The 17,597-nt window shown below is 73.5% G+C and carries 15 protein-coding genes; 12 read left to right on the forward strand and 3 right to left on the reverse strand.

Annotation, left to right across the window (positions count from 1 at the left end; genetic code table 11):
* Positions 1–22 precede the first annotated feature (22 nt).
* The 10 genes from CTE05_RS12205 to CTE05_RS12250 all read left to right on the forward strand — a co-directional run bounded on the left by CTE05_RS12205 (position 23) and on the right by CTE05_RS12250 (position 12,739).
* On the forward strand, positions 23–3,502 hold the full coding sequence (locus tag CTE05_RS12205) for a TM0106 family RecB-like putative nuclease (protein WP_146846498.1): 3,480 nt from the start codon (positions 23–25) through the stop codon (positions 3,500–3,502).
* A gap of 11 nt (positions 3,503–3,513) precedes the next feature.
* A complete protein-coding gene (locus tag CTE05_RS12210) occupies positions 3,514–4,545 on the forward strand; it encodes a TIGR03885 family FMN-dependent LLM class oxidoreductase (protein ID WP_146846500.1) in 1,032 nt (343 codons plus the stop codon).
* The gene (locus CTE05_RS12215; protein WP_146846502.1) at positions 4,542–6,224 is read left to right on the forward strand and encodes an alpha-amylase family protein; all 1,683 of its coding nucleotides are present in this window, start codon (positions 4,542–4,544) and stop codon (positions 6,222–6,224) included. Before CTE05_RS12210 ends, CTE05_RS12215 begins: the two co-directional genes overlap by 4 nt.
* A gap of 122 nt (positions 6,225–6,346) precedes the next feature.
* Entirely contained in the window at positions 6,347–7,291 is a 945-nt protein-coding gene (locus tag CTE05_RS12220; protein ID WP_146846504.1) for an FKBP-type peptidyl-prolyl cis-trans isomerase, read from the forward strand.
* Between the two features lie 97 nt (positions 7,292–7,388).
* On the forward strand, positions 7,389–9,440 hold the full coding sequence (locus CTE05_RS12225; RefSeq protein ID WP_146846506.1) for an elongation factor G: 2,052 nt from the start codon (positions 7,389–7,391) through the stop codon (positions 9,438–9,440).
* Positions 9,437–9,790 (forward strand): nucleotide pyrophosphohydrolase, encoded by a 354-nt coding sequence (locus tag CTE05_RS12230; RefSeq protein WP_146846508.1) that lies wholly within the window; start codon positions 9,437–9,439, stop codon positions 9,788–9,790. The genes CTE05_RS12225 and CTE05_RS12230 overlap by 4 nt, the downstream gene beginning before the upstream one ends.
* A gap of 10 nt (positions 9,791–9,800) precedes the next feature.
* Positions 9,801–10,421 (forward strand): L-threonylcarbamoyladenylate synthase, encoded by a 621-nt coding sequence (locus CTE05_RS12235; protein WP_146846510.1) that lies wholly within the window; start codon positions 9,801–9,803, stop codon positions 10,419–10,421.
* A gap of 7 nt (positions 10,422–10,428) precedes the next feature.
* Positions 10,429–10,905 carry a TIGR00725 family protein gene (locus CTE05_RS12240; protein WP_146846512.1) on the forward strand — a complete coding sequence of 159 codons (477 nt, stop codon included), beginning with the start codon at positions 10,429–10,431 and terminating at the stop codon, positions 10,903–10,905.
* Between the two features lie 76 nt (positions 10,906–10,981).
* On the forward strand, positions 10,982–11,749 hold the full coding sequence (locus CTE05_RS12245) for a uracil-DNA glycosylase (protein ID WP_371863370.1): 768 nt from the start codon (positions 10,982–10,984) through the stop codon (positions 11,747–11,749).
* A gap of 42 nt (positions 11,750–11,791) precedes the next feature.
* Positions 11,792–12,739 (forward strand): glycoside hydrolase family 113, encoded by a 948-nt coding sequence (locus CTE05_RS12250; protein ID WP_443092665.1) that lies wholly within the window; start codon positions 11,792–11,794, stop codon positions 12,737–12,739.
* On the opposite strand, the gene CTE05_RS12255 is transcribed toward CTE05_RS12250, so the two are convergent.
* The 3 genes from CTE05_RS12255 to CTE05_RS12265 form a co-directional block, all read right to left on the reverse strand.
* On the reverse strand, positions 12,736–13,788 hold the full coding sequence (locus CTE05_RS12255; RefSeq protein WP_146846514.1) for an SRPBCC family protein: 1,053 nt from the start codon (positions 13,786–13,788) through the stop codon (positions 12,736–12,738). The genes CTE05_RS12250 and CTE05_RS12255 overlap by 4 nt on opposite strands.
* Positions 13,789–13,834: 46 nt before the next feature.
* Positions 13,835–14,557, reverse strand: a complete 723-nt coding sequence (locus CTE05_RS12260) for an RDD family protein (RefSeq protein WP_146846515.1) — start codon at positions 14,555–14,557, stop codon at positions 13,835–13,837.
* 361 nt (positions 14,558–14,918) lie between these two features.
* Positions 14,919–15,692 (reverse strand): TetR-like C-terminal domain-containing protein, encoded by a 774-nt coding sequence (locus CTE05_RS12265; RefSeq protein WP_222595476.1) that lies wholly within the window; start codon positions 15,690–15,692, stop codon positions 14,919–14,921.
* Between the two features lie 121 nt (positions 15,693–15,813).
* Between CTE05_RS12265 and CTE05_RS12270 the strand changes: the two genes are divergently transcribed.
* Together CTE05_RS12270 and CTE05_RS12275 are read left to right on the forward strand one after the other, a co-directional pair.
* Positions 15,814–16,743, forward strand: a complete 930-nt coding sequence (locus tag CTE05_RS12270) for an NAD-dependent epimerase/dehydratase family protein (protein ID WP_146846517.1) — start codon at positions 15,814–15,816, stop codon at positions 16,741–16,743.
* Between the two features lie 10 nt (positions 16,744–16,753).
* Positions 16,754–17,578 (forward strand): LLM class flavin-dependent oxidoreductase, encoded by an 825-nt coding sequence (locus tag CTE05_RS12275; RefSeq protein ID WP_146846519.1) that lies wholly within the window; start codon positions 16,754–16,756, stop codon positions 17,576–17,578.
* Positions 17,579–17,597: the final 19 nt, after the last annotated feature.

The following is a 17,597-nucleotide window of genomic DNA, read 5'->3' on the forward strand; positions in this document are numbered from 1 at the left end:
AGGCGCCCTCTACCCTCGGCGCATGTTCCTTCTCGCCGACGGTGGCCTCGTCCTCAGCCCGAGCGACCTCGCCAACGCCGCCGCCTGCGAGCTCGCCGTGCTCAGCGACCTCGACGGCGGCCTCGGCTGGTCGCCGCCGGCGCCGCTCGCTGCGGACGCGATGCTGGCCCGGGTGTCGGCGCTGGGTACGGCCCACGAGCGTGCGGTCCTCGCCGCGTACCGCGCGTCGGGCGACGTCGTCACGATCGCGCGTCCGCGGTTCGACGAGGCCGACGACCGGGCCGCGCTCGAACGCGTGCAGGCCTCGACGCTCGCGGCGTTGTCGTCGGACGCGGACGTCGTCTACCAGGCCGGGTTCTTCGACGGGCGGTTCACCGGCTGGGCCGACTTCGTGGTGCGCGAGGGCGATCGCTGGGCGGTGCTCGACACCAAGCTCGCGCGCAGCGTGAAGGTCACGGCGCTGCTGCAGCTGACGGCGTACGCGGACCAGCTGCTCAGCGCGGGCGTCCCGGTGACCGACGACGTGCACCTCGTCCTGGGCGACCGGTCCCGGTCCAGCCACCGCCTCGCGGACCTGCTGCCGCTCTACCGCGAGCGCCGCGCCCGCCTGGAGGACCTGCTCGACGCGCACCGCACCGCGCAGACGCCGGTGACCTGGGGCGATGCCCGCTACCGGGCGTGCGGGCGGTGCGTGGCCTGCACCGCGCAGGTCGTGGCGCACCGCGACGTCCTGCTGGTGGCAGGGATGCGGTCGACGCAGCGCGCACGGCTGGCGGCGGCCGGGGTCCGCACGATCGACCAGCTGGCGACGAGCACCGGCGCGGTGGCCGGCATCGGCGTCGCGACGCTGGCCGACCTGCGCCGGCAGGCCGCCCTCCAGGTCCGGCAGGAGAGCGCGCCGGAGCCCCTCGTCTTCGAGGTCGTCGAGCCCGCGGCGATCAGCGACCTGCCGGAGCCGGACACGGGCGACATCTTCTTCGACTTCGAGGGCGACCCGCTCTGGACCGACGACTCGGTCGCCGCCGACGAGCCCGCCGACTGGGGGCTGGAGTACCTGTTCGGGGTGGTGGAGGCGGGCGGTGCGTTCCGGCCGTTCTGGGCGCACGACCGCGCACAGGAGAAGCAGGCGTTCGTCGACTTCCTGGCCTACGTCGAGAAGCGCCGCGCGGCGCACCCGGGCATGCACGTCTACCACTACGCCCCGTACGAGCGGTCGGCGCTGCTCCGGCTCGCGGGCCGGCACGGCGTCGGCGAGGACGCGGTCGACCAGCTGCTGCGCGACGGCGTGCTGGTCGACCTGTACGCGACGGTGCGCCGCGGCCTGCGCGTGGGCAGCAGCTCGTACTCGCTGAAGAAGCTGGAGCCGCTGTACATGGGCTCCCGGACGCGGGAGGGGTCGGCGGTGACGACCGCCACCGACTCCATCACCGAGTACGCGGAGGCGTGCGACCTGCGTGACGCCGGCAACGAGACCGCCTGGCGGGCGAAGCTCGACGAGATCGGCGAGTACAACCGGTACGACTGCGAGTCGACCCTGCGGCTGCGCGACTGGTTGCTCGCGCACGGTCCCGCGCCGACGGGGTCCGCGGTGCCCGACGTCGCCGAGCCCGCGGAGGACGACCCGCTGGTGCTCGACGTCCTGGCGCGGGCCGAGCGGCTCGAGGACCCGCGCGACGCGCAGGCGCTCCGGATGCTCGCCGCCGCCGTCGGCTATCACCGACGCGAGGAGAAGCCGTTCTGGTGGGCGCACTTCGACCGGCTCCAGGCCGACCCGGCGGAGTGGATGGACCCGCGCGGCACGCTGCTCGTCGACGGGACGCCGGAGGTGCTGGAGGACTGGGGCATCGGCCCCGGCAGGCAGACCTTCAGCCGGGTGCTGCGGGTCGCGGGCCACCTCGAACCAGGCAGCGACCTGCGCGCGGGCAGCAAGGCGTACGCGCTGTACGACGCCCCGCCCACCTACGCGAAGACCTCGACCACCGGGCACCGCGGGTGGACGCAGAGCGTCGAGATCCTCGAGGTGACCTCGCAGCGCGCACCGGACTCGTCGTCGGGAACCCGCGACGTCCTGCGGATCGTCGAACGGCTCCCCAAGAACGCGGTCCCGGAGCCCTGCCTGCCGATGGCTCTCGCGCCGTCGGCACCGCCGCAGACGACGACCATCGTCGCCGCCATCCGCACCTTGGTGGAGGGCCTCGGCGACGCCCTGCCACCGCTGCCGGCCGTCGACCTGCTGCGCCGCGTCCCGCCGCGCACCCGGGCGCTCCCGCTCCCCCGGCCCGACGACGTCACCGGCACCACGGAGGCGATCATCGACGCGGTGCTCGACCTGGACGGCTCGTACCTGGCCGTGCAGGGACCACCGGGCACCGGCAAGACCTACACCGGCGGTCACGTCGTCGCGGCGCTCGCGGCGCAGGGCTGGAAGGTGGGCGTGGTCGCGCAGTCGCACGCGGTGGTCGAGAACCTGCTGCGTGCGGTGAACGACGCCGGGCTCGCGGCGGAGCACATCGGCAAGAAGGCGCAGGACACGCACCCCGACGACGCCGTGTGGGAGTCCCTGCCGCAGGGCCGGCACGCGGTCGCGTTCCACGCCCGCCAGCCCGGCGGCTTCGTCATCGGCGGCACGAAGTGGGACTTCACCAGCAGGGACCGGGTGCCTGACGGCCTGTTCGACCTGCTGGTCATCGACGAGGCGGGCCAGTTCTCGCTCGCGGACACGATCGCCGTGTCGACGGCGGCGCGGAACCTGCTGCTCCTCGGTGACCCGCAGCAGCTGCCGCAGGTGACCCAGGGCCGGCACCCGGAGCCGGTGGACCGGTCCGCGCTCGGCTGGCTCGTCGACGGCGCCGACACGCTGCCCGACGAGCTCGGCTACTTCCTGGCCCGCACGTGGCGGATGCACCCGGAGCTCTGCGCGGCCGTCTCGCACCTGTCGTACGAGGACCGGCTCGCCGCGGTCCCGGAGACGGCCCAGCGGTCGCTCGACGGGGTCGCGCCGGGGCTGCGGACGATCGTCGTCGAGCACGCCGGCAACGCGGTGTCGTCGCCCGAGGAGGCCGCGGTGGTCGTCGAGCAGGTCCGTGGCCTGCTCGGCCGCGCGTGGACCGACGGCACCACCCGGCCGCTGACCGGGCACGACATCCTCGTGGTCGCTCCGTACAACGCGCAGGTCTGGACCGTCCGGCGCGCCCTGGAGGCCGCGGGCATCACGGACGTGCGCGTGGGGACCGTCGACAGGTTCCAGGGGCAGCAGGCGGCCGTCGTCCTGGTCACCCTGTGCGCGTCGTCGGCCGACGAGGTCCCCCGCGGGATGGAGTTCCTGCTGAACCGCAACCGGCTCAACGTGGCCGTCTCGCGCGCGCAGTGGTGCGCGGTCGTCGTGCGCTCCGCCCGCCTGACCGACTACCTGCCCACCCGCCCGGAGACCCTCGCAGAGCTGGGCGCGTTCATCGGCCTGTGCACGGCCGCTCACCGCGCGCAGGAGCCCGACAGCGGGTAGAACCGATCCCCATGACCATCGTCGGATTCCACAACTCGCACGAGCAGGTCCACCCCGCAGCCCTCCTCGCGGCCACCCAGCGCGCGGAGCAGGCCGGGTTCGACGCCGCCATGTGCTCGGACCACTGGGCGCCCTGGTCGGTCCGGCAGGGGCACTCCGGGTTCGCCTGGACGTGGCTCGGCGCGGCGCTGGCGACGACCGGGCTGCCGCTCGGCGCCGTGAACGCACCGGGCCAGCGGTACCACCCGGCGATCATCGCGCAGGCCGCGGCGACGCTGGCCGCGATGTTCCCCGGACGGTTCTGGGTGGCGCTGGGCTCGGGCGAGAACGTCAACGAGCACATCACCGGCGGGCGCTGGCCCGCGAAGGCGGAGCGGGACGCTCGTCTGCGCGAGTGCGTCGAGGTGATCCGGGCGCTGCTGGACGGCGAGGAGGTCACGCACGACGGGCTGGTCACGGTGGACCGCGCCAAGCTGTGGACGCTCCCCGACACCAAGCCGCTGCTCATCGGCCCCGCGGTGACGCCCGCGACGGCCCGCGCGCACGCCTCCTGGGCCGACGGGCTCGTCACGGTCAACCAGCCGCCCGAGGTCCTCGAGCAGGTGGTGCAGGAGTACCGCGACGCGGGTGGGCGCGGCGCGCTGAACCTGCAGGTGCACGTGTCGTGGGCGCCGTCCGCGGAGACCGCGCTCGCCGTGGCCCGGGACCAGATGGCCGGCCAGGTGTTCGGTCCGCCGGTGGCGTGGGACCTGGACACCCCCGAGGCGTTCGACTCCCTCGGCCAGCACGTCGGCGACGACGCCCTGCACCGCAGCGTGCTCGTCGACCACGACCCGGCGCGCCTGGCCGACCGCATCAGCGAGCTCGTGGCCATCGGCTTCGACGCCGTCTACCTGCACCAGGTCGCGACGGACCCCGCCCCGAGCGACGAGAAGCACGACGACGCCGCGCCCACGCGCACCCCGCGCAGCGCGACCCTCGACGCGTTCGTCGACATGGCCGCCGAGCACCTCCTCCCCCAGCTGAAGCAGGTGACCGCATGAGGATCCACGACACCGGCGACCTCTGGTGGAAGAACGCCGTCATCTACTGCCTGGACGTCGAGACGTTCATGGACTGGAACGACGACGGCATCGGCGACCTGCCGGGGCTGGTCCAGCGCATCGACCACCTGGCCGACCTCGGCGTCACGTGCCTGTGGCTCACGCCGTTCTACCCGACGGCGGACTACGACGACGGCTACGACATCTCCGACTTCTACGGGGTCGACCCTCGCCTCGGCGACGCGGGCGACCTGGTCGAGGTGATCCGCACCGCGAAGGACCGCGGGATCCGGGTGATCGTCGACCTCGTCGTGAACCACACCTCCGAGAAGCACCCGTGGTTCCAGAGCGCTCGCAGGAGCAAGGACAGCCCGTTCCACGACTTCTACGTGTGGCGCACGGACAAGCCACCGTCGACGAAGGACAAGGTCGTCTTCCCCGACAAGGAGACGGGCATCTGGACCAAGAACGACGCCACCGGCGAGTGGTACCGGCACACCTTCTACCACCAGCAGCCGGACCTGAACACGGCGAACCCGCAGGTCAGGGACGCGATCGCGAAGGTCATCGGGTACTGGGCGGAGCTCGGCCTGAGCGGCTTCCGCGTCGACGCCGTGCCGTTCTTCCTGGCCGACGCCGCCAAGACCCCGGGCGACAAGGTCGAGGACAAGCACGACTTCCTCAAGGAGCTGCGAGCGTTCCTGACCCGTCGGGTGGGCGACGCGATCCTCATGGGCGAGGTCAACCTGCCGTACGAGGAGCAGAAGCTCTACTTCGGCGGCGACGGCGCGGACAGCGACCAGCTGACCCTCCAGTTCGACTTCATCGGGATGCAGAACCTGTACCTGGCGCTCGCCCGGCAGGACGCGCGGCCCATCGCGAAGGCCCTCGACGCACGGCCGGAGATCCCGCACGACGCCCAGTGGGCCACGTTCGTGCGCAACCACGACGAGCTCACCCTGGACAAGCTCGCGGAGGACGAGAAGCAGGAGGTGTTCGCCGCCTTCGGCCCGGACCCCGACATGCAGCTCTACGACCGCGGCCTGCGCCGACGCCTCCCGACGATGCTCGGCGGCGACCCTCGCCGCATCCGGATGGTCTACTCGCTGCTCTTCTCCCTGCCCGGCACCCCCGTGCTCTTCTACGGCGAGGAGATCGGCATGGGCGAGAACCTGGCGGCCGAGGGACGGCTCGCGGTCCGCACCCCGATGCAGTGGACGTCGGGTCTCAACGGCGGGTTCTCCCGTGCGCCGAAGCGGTCGCTGTCCGGGCCGGTCACCGAGGGCGGCTTCGCCCCCGAGCACGTCAACGTCGCCGACCAGCGGCGCGACCCCGACTCGCTCCTGACCTTCGTGCAGCTCCTGGTCCGGCGGTACCGCGAGTGCCCCGAGCTCGGCTGGACCACCCGCGCGGAGATCCTCGACCAGCCGCACCCGGCCGTCCTCGCCCACCGCAGCACCTGGGACGACGGGTCGCTCGTCGCGCTGCACAACCTGGGCACCGAGCCCGCGATGGTGCCGTTGCAGCTCGCCGACTGCGACGACACCGTCCGGCTGGTCGACCTGCTCCAGGACGGCTCGTGCACCATCGACGCGAAGGGCCGCACGGAGGTCGAGCTGGACGGCTACGGGTACCGCTGGCTGCGCGTGGTCCGCGAGCACGACCGCCGCCTGCTGTGACCGACTGAACCGTTTCGGGCCGCTCGCTGCGCGGCCCACTCAGCAGACTCCCAGCAATCTCGCGTACCGTGCCGAGGTCCGCCGCCTCCCCGGGCGGGACCCGAACCCGACGGAGGACCCTCGTGCGCCGCACGACCACCGCCCGCCGCGGCCTCGCCGCAGCAGCCCTCACCCTGTCCCTCGGCCTCGCGCTGACCGCCTGCGCCGGAGGCTCCGGCGACGACCCGTCGCCCTCGTCGTCGACGACGTCGACCGCGAACCCGGCCGACGTGGCGGCGCTCGCCAAGGTCGAGGTCGAGGGCGAGGCCGGCAGCAAGCCCACCATCACGCTCCCGGAGACGCCGTTCGAGGTCTCCGCCCTCACGGTGCGCGTGGTCGACGAGGGTGACGGCGACGTCATCGAGGAGGGCCAGACCCTCTCCATCCAGACGACCGCCGTCAACGGCGCGGACGGCAGCGAGCTCGGCGACACGTACGCGACGGCGCCCGAGAAGATCGTCGCGGACGAGAACCTGCTCCCCGAGCTGCACGACGCGCTCGTCGGCCAGAAGGTCGGCGTCCGCATCCTGTTCGCCCTCCCCGCCGAGGCCGGCACCAACGTCGTCGTCGGCGAGGTCGTCGAGGCCAAGGACACCCCGAAGCCGCTCGACGGCCCCGAGGGTGAGGCCGTGACGCCCGCCGCAGGCCTGCCGACCGTCACGCTGGACGCCGACGGCAAGCCGTCGATCACCCCGGTCGCCGGCCCGGCACCGACCGAGCTCGTCGTGCAGCCCCTCATCAAGGGCACCGGCGCCGAGGTGACCGAGGACCAGACGCTCACCGTCAACTACACCGGCTGGCTCTGGGACGGCACGCAGTTCGACTCGTCCTGGGACTCGGGCGAGCCCGTGCAGTTCGCGCTCACCGGCGTCATCCCGGGCTGGACGCAGGGCCTCGCCGGCCAGACCGTCGGCAGCCAGGTGCTCCTGGTCATCCCGCCGGCGCTGGGCTACGGCGACCAGGCGAGCGAGTCCATCCCCGCGGGCTCCACGCTGATCTTCGTCGTGGACATCCTCGCGGCCAGCTGACACCAGCACACCGCACCACCTCGAGCCCGGGACGCCTCGCGTCCCGGGCTCGTGGCGTCCTAGGGTGGCGTTCTGGACCCGGACGGGGAGAAGAACCATGGCAGCGACGCCGAGGATCCGCACCGTGGCGCTGCTGGGCGCCGTCGGGTCGGGCAAGACGACTCTCACGGAGGCCCTGCTGCACCGGGCCGGCGTGCTGACCCGGACCGGCCGCGTCGAGGACGGCTCGACAGTGAGCGACCACGAGCCGGAGGAGATCGCGCGCGGCATCTCCCTGGGCCTCGGCGTCGCCCCCTTTCCGTGGACCGCGACCGACGGCAACGCGTACGACGTGACGTTGCTGGACACCCCCGGGTCGGCGGACTTCGCGGGGTCGGTCGACGCGGCGCTCGCCGCGGCGGACCTGGCGCTGATCGTGGTCAGCGCGGTCGACGGGGTGCAGGCCGGCACGCACACGGCCTGGCGGCTCGCGGCCGACGCCGGGCTGCCGCGCATGGTCGTCGTCACCAAGGAGGACAAGGCGCGGGCGGACTTCCGGCACGTGCTGGCGGACCTGCGCGCGGCGTTCGGCGACGGGCTGGTCCCCCTCGAGCTGCCGCTGGGCGAGGAGACCGCGTTCACGGGCGTCGCCGACGTGCTCAGCGAGGAGGGCCTCGCGTACGACGGCGACGGCCACCACCACACGGAGGCGCTGCCGGCGGGCCTCGCCGACGAGGAGCACCGGCTGCACGACGAGATCACCGAGGAGATCGTCGCGCACGACGACGACCAGCTCGAGCGGTACCTGTCGGGCGAGGTGCCGACCCCGCAGGAGCTGGAGACCACGCTCGCGCACGAGGTCCTCGCGGGCGAGGCGTTCCCGGTCGTCATGGCGTCGGGGGTCACCGGGGTGGGCGTCGACCGGCTGGCGGACCTGCTGTGCGAGCTGGGGCCGTCACCGTCGGACCGGACCGCGCGCGTGCAGGCGGGGAAGACCGAGGTCGAGGTCGCCGCCGACCCGGCCGGCCCGACGCTGCTGTACGCGTTCCGGACGCTCGCCGACCCGTTCGTCGGTCAGGTGACCATGTTCCGCGTCCTGTCCGGCACGGTCCGCAACGGCGACCGGCTGCTCAACACGGCGACCCGCACGGAGGAGCGCATCCCCGGGCTGTTCCGGCTGCGCGGCAAGGAGCACCTGCCGGTCGACGCGGTGCCGGCGGGGCAGATCGGTGCCGTCGCCAAGCTCACGGGCACCCCGTCGGGGACCCTGCTGGCGGAGCGGACCGGGCCGGGCGCGTCGATGACCGCCCGGCCCCCGCGCGAGCGGGCGACCGTGTACGCGCTCGCCCTCGCACCGCTCACCCAGTCCGACGACGACCGCCTCTCCGCCGCGCTGGCCCGGCTGACCGCCGAGGACCCCACGCTGCGCGTGGACCGGTCCGGTGACAGCACGGTCCTGCGCGGCCTCGGCGACACCCACCTGACCGTGGCCCTGGAGCGGCTGGCCCGCGTGTTCGGGGTGCACGTGAGCACGTCGCCGGTGCCCGTCGGGTACCGGGAGACGATCCGGAAGCCGGTCGAGGCCGAGGGCAAGGTCAAGAAGCAGTCGGGCGGGCACGGGCAGTTCGCCGTGGTGCAGCTGCGGGTCTCCCCGCTGCCGAGCGGGACCGGGTTCGAGTTCGTCGACGCGATCGTCGGCGGGGCGATCCCCCGCACCTACGTCCAGGCCGTGCACAAGGGGGTCGTCGAGGCGATGGCGTCCGGCGGTCCGCACGGGTACCCCGTGGTCGACCTGCGCGTCGAGGTCTACGACGGCAAGTCGCACTCGGTGGACTCCTCCGACATGGCGTTCCGGACGGCCGCCGCGACCGGTGTCCGCGAGGCTCTGCACGCGGCCGGCACGACCGTCCTCGAACCGATCAGCCACGTGTCGGTCACGGTGCCGATGGCGGCGCAGGGCGACGTGATGAGCGACCTGTCCGCCCGCCGCGGTCACATCAACGCGACCACGTCCCTCGACGACGGCCTGGTGCTCATCGAGGCGTCCGTGCCGGAGGCCGAGCTCGCCCGGTACGTGCTGGACCTGCGCTCGATCACCGGCGGCCGCGCGGAGCTGACCATCGAGCCCGACCGGTTCGAGGTCTGCCCCGACCACCTGGTCCCCGCGTGAGCGAACCCGAGATCGCCGAGCTGACCCGCCTCGTCCGGGAGTTCAGCACCGAACGCGACTGGCAGCAGTTCCACGACCCGAAGTCGGTGATCCTCGCGCTCGTCGGGGAGGTCGGCGAGCTGGCCGAGCTGTTCCAGTGGGTGCCCGCGCACGAGGCGGTCGAGCGGTTCTCGTCGCCGGACCGGCACGAGCGCGTCGCCGAGGAGATGGCCGACGTCCTCGTCTACCTCGTGTGCCTGGCCGACGTCCTGGGGGTCGACCTGGGCGAGGCCGCGCGGGCCAAGCTGGCCGCGTCGCACGAGCGGTTCGCGGCCGACCAGGTCCGGGGTGTCGCCCCGCACAAGCCGTAGCCTCGTCCCCATGGCCCGGTACTTCGACGTCCACCCCGAGAACCCCCAGCCGCGGTCGATCGCGCAGGTGGTCGAGCTGCTCCGCAACGACGCGCTCATCGCCTACCCGACCGACTCCTGCTACGCGCTCGGCGCCCGCATCGACAACCACGCCGGGGTGGACCGCATCCGCACCATCCGGCACCTCGACGACCGGCACCACTTCACGCTCGTCTGCGCCGACTTCGCACAGCTCGGGCAGCTGGTGCACCTGGACAACAGCGCGTTCCGGGCCATCAAGGCCGTGACCCCCGGCCCGTACACGTTCATCCTCCCGGCCACCCCCGAGGTGCCCCGCCGCCTGGCGCACGCCAAGAAGCGGTCCGTCGGCGTGCGCATCCCCGACCACCCGGTGGCGCAGGCGATCCTGCGCGAGCTCGGCGAACCCCTCCTGTCCAGCACCCTGCTCATGCCCGGCGCCGAGTGGCCGATGGTCGAGGGCTGGCAGATCAAGGAGGAGCTGGACCTGGTGCTCGACGCCGTCGTCGACGCCGGCGACTGCGGCACCGAGCCCACCACGGTCGTCGACTGGACGGAAGGCGCTCCCGAGGTCGTCCGCGTCGGTGCAGGCGACCCGGACCGCTTCAGCTGAGGCGGCCGTGGCACACGTCGGGGTGGTCGGGCCGTCGTCTGCCGACGAGCGCGAGCTCGACGAGGCCGAGTCGCTCGGGCGCGGGCTGGCCGAGCGCGGGCACGTCGTGGTCTGCGGCGGGCTCGGCGGGGTCATGGAGGCCGTCGCGCGGGGGTCCGCCCGTGCCGGTGGGACCGTCCTCGGTCTGCTGCCCGGGACCGACCGGGCGGACGCGAACCCGTACGTCACGGTCGCCGTCCCGACCGGCCTCGGCGAGCTGCGCAACGGTCTGCTGGTGCGGTCCTGCGACGTCGTCGTCAGCGTCGGCGGGTCCTGGGGAACGCTCAGCGAGACGGCGCTCGCGGTGCGCACGGGCGTGCCCGTGATCGCGATCTCGGGGTGGATCCTCACGACCCGGGACGGGCGGGAGATCGACGACGGGCCGCGGTCGGTGTCGTCGGCCGGCTCGGCCCTCGACCTGCTCGACAGGATGCTCGACGCCTAGCCGAGCTCGGTGATCGGGGGCCTCCCCCGCGGCCGCCGCCGCGCCCGTCGACAGCCGACGGCCGTACGGTGCTGGTGTGAACGAGCCGCACGACAGCGCGTCCCGGGTGCCGTCGACCGCCGACGACGTCGCCCGTGCCGCCGCCGCGGCACCCGACCTCGCGGCACTCGACGCCGTCGTCCCGCAGTGCCGTGCGTGCCCGCGGCTCGTCGCGTGGCGCGAGCTCGTCGGCGTCGAGAAGCGGGCGGCGTTCCGCGACGAGACGTACTGGGCGCGGCCGGTCCCGGGGTTCGGCGACCCGGAGGCGCAGGTGCTCGTCGTCGGCCTGGCCCCCGCGGCGCACGGTGCCAACCGCACCGGCCGGATGTTCACCGGCGACCGGTCGGGCGACTTCCTCTTCGCGGCGATGCACCGCACGGGGTTCGCGTCGCAGGCCACGTCGACGTCGCGCGACGACGGCCTCACCCTCACGGACGTCCGCGTCACGGCTCCGGTCCGGTGCGCCCCGCCCGCCAACGCGCCCACGCCGCAGGAGCGGCGCACGTGCGGGCCGTTCCTCGGCCGGGAGCTGGCTCTCGTCCGCCCCCGGGTCGTCGTGGTGCTCGGCGGCTTCGGGTGGCAGGCGCTGCTCACGACGCTGGCCGAGCAGGGCTGGGCGGTGCCCCGTCCGCGGCCTGCGTTCGGCCACGGCGTGGAGCTCGTCCTCGCCGGACCCGACGGTGCCGAGCTCGTGCTCCTCGGCTGCTTCCACGTCAGCCAGCAGAACACCTTCACCGGTCGGCTGACGCCACAGATGCTCGACGCGGTCCTGGTTCGCGCACGGGCACTTTGTTCGTCGCTCTAAGAAAGTCGTAGGGTGTGCTCCTCGACGATCGAAGGAGACGGCGTGGGCGACCTCGGCTACGTGGCAGGCATGACGTGGGGCTGGACCGGGGTGCGCGGCACCTGGGGAGGTCCCGACGCCGTGCGGTCGATGGATCTCATGGTCGAGCGGCTCGGCGTGAGCTGGACCGCGATCACCCTCGCCGCCCTCCAGGACCACCCGCAGTCGACCCGGATCCAGTTCCGGGACGAGCCCACGGTCACCGACGACGAGGTCCGGTGGGCCGTCCGGGAGGCCAAGGCACGCGGCCTGAAGGTCTGCCTGAAGCCCGTCGTCAACGTCCGGAACGGGACGTGGCGCGCGCACATCAACTTCTTCGACCTCGACGTCCCCCCGGAGCCGAAGTGGTCCGAGTGGTTCGCCAGCTACACGGAGTTCATCGTCCACCACGCGCGCATCGCGGCCGAGGAGGGCGCCGAGATGCTCTGCATCGGCTGCGAGATGGTGCAGACCGACCGCCGCGAGGCCGAGTGGCGTGCGCTGGTCGCCGAGGTCCGGGCGGTCTACGACGGCCTGGTCACGTACAACTGCGACAAGTACCAGGAGGACCACGTCGGCTGGTGGGACGCCGTCGACGTCATCTCGTCGTCCGGGTACTACCCCGTGAACGACTGGGAGAACCAGCTCGACCGCATCGAGCCCGTCGTGACCGCCGTCGGCAAGCCGTTCTTCTTCATGGAGGCCGGCTGCCCCAGCCGCGTCGGCTCCCCCGCCCTGCCCAACGACTGGAACCTGCGCGGCGCCCCGTCCGAGCAGGCGCAGGTCGACTGGTACGAGGCGGCGTTCACCGCGTGCGCGCGCCGCGACTGGGTCTCCGGCTTCATGCTCTGGGACTGGCCGGCGAAGCTCTACGACGAGGCCGACGCGCCCACGGACGACGACTACTGCATGTTCGGCAAGGCCGCCGAGGGCGTCGTGCGACGGGCCTTCACGGACGCGCAGCGGCGCTAGGTGCGTAGCGGATCAGCGAGCTCCGCTCGGAGCAGCTCCAGGTACCGCTCGCCGCCGGCCCGCACCCGACGCCGCACCGATCGCGCCTCCGACGGGTGGGTCCCCTCCCGCACCGTGAGGCACACGCGCACGCCGTCCCCCTCGGGCTCGATCGAGATCTCCCGACGGGCGGCGTGCGCCGCGTCCGTCGACAGCGTGCGCCACACGACCGCCCGCCCCGGCAGCAGCGCGACGACGCGCCAGAACAGGACCGTCGAACCCTGCTGCCCGGGGCACAGGAGGACGCCCACCAGCTCGCCGGGCTCGCCGCGGAGAGACCCCGGCACCGAGAAGCTGGCGGCGCGGTCGTCGGGCACCGGCACGAAGCGGTCGGCGTCGGCGACGACCGCCCAGGCCGCCTGCGGGGTCGCCTGGACGACGGCCTCCACCGACACCTCGACGTCGACGTGCCGGTCGGCGACGCAGGGCCGGGTCACGCTCCAGGACTCGTCGAGCTCATCGCGGGCCAGGGCCGCAGCGACCCGCGCGACTCCCCGACGCATCTCGTCGGCCAGCCCGTCGTGCTCTCGCGCCGCCGTGCCCGGGTGCGCCTCCGTGTCGACGTCCCACCGCAGGACGCAGGCGTCGTCGCCGTCGGGCGTCAGGGTGAGGGTGGACCGACTGGGGTGGGCGCTGCTGAGCGCGAACGTCACGTCCCGCCATCCCTCGACGAGCTCTCCCTGGGTGGAGAGGCGGCCGGTCCAGGCGCCGTCCGGGGCCCGCACGACGCAGCACCGGACGACCTCCTCCTCGCGACCGCGGGTGCTCGGCAGCGTGAACCCCAGGACGTGATCGGGCCCGCACGTCACATGGCTCTCGCCCGCGACGAGCTCCCAGACCTCCGCGGCCGGGTGCGGGAGTCGCGCGTCGAACTGCACGATCAACGGGATGACGGGCAGACGAGCGTGGCGCTCGACCGCTGCCCGGAGCTCCGCGGCACGGCGCGCCGCCCATCGTCGGTCGAACCACTCCAGGCCTGCGTCCCACCACAGCCCGACCGGGTCGGACATCCTCACGACGGCGCAGCGACCGAGCGAGCGCCGTCCGTCCGGGACGTCACCGGACGACGACCGACTTCGTGAGCTTGTCCGAGAAGGTCTGGCGCTTGCCGTCCCACAACGGCCACAGGTACCCGAGGTAGAGGATGCCGTCGACGTAGTGCGCGACGTCGCGCACGAACGCCATCCACACGCCGATCGGCTCACCCGTGACGTCGCGCTGCAGCGTCAGGCCGACCGCCTTCTTGCCCCACGACTGCCCCGTGCGGCCCGCGCGCACCCAGCGGTTCCACGCCCACAGCACCAGGGTCACCAGCGCGCCGATGCCGAACGCGAGCGCCCCGGTGGAGGTGGGCTGGCTGCTCGCGTTGCCGTAGGCGTCGACGCCCGGGACCGACGTCGTCGACATGACCAGCAGGCCCAGGAGGTACGGGACGATCGCCAGCGAGTCGAGCAGGTACGCGCCGACCCGCTGGATCCAGTGGGCGTAGGTGAACCCGGCGCCGAAGCCCGGGTACCCCGGGAAGGCGTGGACGGGAGCGCCGTAGACCGGCCCTCCGAGCGGGGGCGCGCCGTACGGGGGCATCGTCGCGTACGCCGGCACGGGCTGGCCGTACGCAGGCTGGCCGTACGGAGGCTGGCCGTACGCAGGCTGGCCGTACGGAGGCTGGCCGTACGCAGGCTGGCCGTACGCGGGCTGGCCGTACGGAGGCTGGCCGGCGGGGTTCGAGGGCTGCCATCCCGCGCCCGGGTGCTGCTGGTACGGATCCTGGTTGCTCACGCTTCTCCTGTGCGGGGGGACCACCGACGGAGCGGCCGTCGGCGGGTGTGCCGCCTCCCCATCGACACGTCCGTGCACCGGGTTGAGCGCCGTCACACGGATGCGCTCGGCGCCGTCTCCAGAACCCGGCACAGGCTCGCAGGTCGGACGGCGGTCGGGCCCCCGCGCATCTGCACGGAGCGGACCAGGCGCAGTACCGCGGGCAGAGGGTTCGGGGCCGAGCTGGCGGGGCGGACGGTGGATGGTCGCGAGCGGAGGAGTCGAACCTCCCGAGGCAGGCCCGTCGCGGACCCGCCGGCGACCTGCGCCCGCGGGGACCAGGGTGGGGTCCGGGCGGACGATCCGGCCAGTGATTTCCTGGTCAGTCCAGCGTGATGCGCAGGCCGACGCCCGCGGCCGCCGTGGCGATCGTGACGTCGAAGAACCGTGCGTGGTCGTCGGCGACGCGGTGCAGGTGGCCGAACAGCTCGACGGAGATCGCGCCGACGAGGGACGTGAACAGCGTCCCCGAGCGGACCGCGATCCGGGCGACCTCGTCGGACACGGTCGTCGGGTCGGTGAAGCCCGCGGTGGCGAGCGCCTCGGGTGCCATCCGCCCGGTGGGGTCGAAGTCGGGTCCGGCCGGGTCGAGGGTCCCTCCGTCGGCCGCCGCCATGAGCAGGCCGATGATGACCCCCCACAGGCGCACGGCCGGGCGCACCGTGTCGTCGGGGGCGCGATAGCCGCGGACCGGGGTGCCGTAGATGAGCTCGAACGAGTACGGCTGGTCGAGGGCCCACCGCCGCACGGCGCGCGCGACCTCCAGCCACGTCTGCGCGGGGTCGCGGTCCGCGTCGGCCGCGGCCGTCTCGGCAACCTCGCCGACGGCGTCGTACGCCTCGATGATCAGCAGCGTGAGCAGCGCGTCGCGCGAGGGGACGTAGCGGTAGACCGCCGACGACGCCATACCGAGGTCGCGGGCGACAGCCCGCAGGCTCAGCGCCGCTGACCCGTCGCTCTCGAGGCGGGCGCGGGCCGCGGCGAGCAGCTCGGCCATGACCTCGGCGCGGGCTCGTTCGCGGGCGCCGAGCGCAGGCCTCGTCGGCTCGGGGCCGTCGTCGTCTGCGCGCAGCGGCGGTCTCGTCGACGTGGTCACGGACGCCAGTGTGCCTGCTCCGTCGACAAACTGCGAGCACTGCTCTTGTTTGGGTGAGCGGCTTGTGCGAGCATTGCTCACATCAGAGAGCGGTGCTCTCGTTCGATTCGGAGGAGACGCCATGGCCCGCCACGTCATCGTCGGCAAGGGTGCCGTCGGCACCACGCTGGCCCACCAGCTCGCCGACGAGGGAGCCGACGTCCTGGTGCTCAGCCGCACCGGCGGGACCTCCACGGGCAGGATCACGCACACCGCCGTCGACGCCACCGACGTCGCGGCCCTGGTGGCTGCCGCCCGCGGCGCGGACGTGCTGTACAGCTGCGCGGCCCCGCCGTACCACCGCTGGCCCACCGACTGGCCCCCGCTGTGGGCTGCCCTGCTCGACGCGGCAGCGCGGACCGGCGCCGTCCTCGTCTCCGTCGGCAACCTCTACGGCTACGCGACGCACGGCGCCGTGATGACGGAGGACACGCCGCTCGACAGCACCGAGCGCAAGGGCATGGTCCGCGCCCGGATGTGGCGCGACGCCGAAGCCCGCCACCGCGCCGGCGACCTGCGCGTCACCGAGGTCCGCGCCGCCGACTACTTCGGGCCCTTCGCGGACTCCCAGGCGGTGCTCGGACCGCGGTTCCTGGAGCCGCTGCGTGCCGGCAAGGTCGTGCGGACGGTCACCGCCGTCGACCAACCGCACAGCTGGACGTACCTGCCCGACCTCGCCCGCACGCTCGTCGCCGCCGGGCGGACGCCCGACGCCTGGGGGCGCGGCTGGCACGTCCCCACCGCGGAGCCGCTGACGATGCTGGAGCTGGGCGACAGGTTCGCCGTCGGCGGGCCGCCGGCGCGGATCCGGCCCCTGCCGGCGGCGGCCGTGCGTGCGCTCGGACTCGTGTCGCCGCTGCTGCGGGAGGTCGCGTCCGTCTCCGACCACTTCACGCAGCCCTACGTCATGGACACCGCGTCGTCGTCCCGCATGCTCGGTCTGGTCGCCACCCCGTGGGACGTCGCGGTCGCCGAGACGCTCGGCCGGACGGGTGTCGGAGGTCGGGCGTAGCGTCGCGGGCATGAAGTTCGGTGTCACCGCGTCGTGCGGTTCAGCGGCCCAGAACATCGAGATGGCCGTCGCGGCCGAGGAAGCCGGCTGGGACGCGTTCATGGCCTGGGACGGCATCAGCGTCGGCCCCATGGACACGTTCGACCCGTGGACGGTGCTCGGCGCCGCCGCGGTCCGGACCAGCCGGATCACGCTCGGCGCCATGGTGTTCTCGCTGCCGCGCCGCAAACCGTGGGAGGTCGCCCGCCAGGCCCTGACCGTCGACCACCTGTCCGGCGGGCGGCTCGTCCTGCCCGTGGGCCTCGGCGCCGTCGACGACGGCGCCTACAGCCGTGTCTCCGGCGAGACCACCGACGTCAAGCAACGGGCAGCCCTGCTCGACGACTCGCTCGCGATCCTCGACCTCGCGTGGACCGGCGAGAAGTTCAGCTACGCCGGGACCCACCACCAGGTCACCGACCTCGAGTTCCGGCCCCGCCCGGTGCGCGGCACCATCCCCGTCTGGGTGATCGGCGTCTGGTTCGCGCCGCGCTCCATGCGCCGTGCGGTCGGGCGCGACGGCGTCATCGCGGTCCGACGGGAGGACGGGTTCGACCCGCTGAAGCCCGACGAGTGGCGCTCCGTGCGGTCCTGGGTGGACGAGCACAGCGACGGCAGGCCGGTCGAGCTGGTCGCCGAGGGCGTGCTCCCCACCGACCCGGCCGAGGCGGCGGACAGGATCGCCGCGCTCGAGGACGCCGGCGTCACGTGGTGGATCGACTCCAACTGGAACTTCGACGCCGTCACCCCCGACGGCCTCCTGGACCGGATCAGACAGGGTCCGCTGTTCGGCTAGGAGTCCCCCTCGTCCCCGG

Origin of the sequence: Cellulomonas terrae (assembly GCF_007990265.1) — a bacterium.
In the GTDB taxonomy this organism is placed as follows: domain Bacteria; phylum Actinomycetota; class Actinomycetes; order Actinomycetales; family Cellulomonadaceae; genus Cellulomonas; species Cellulomonas terrae.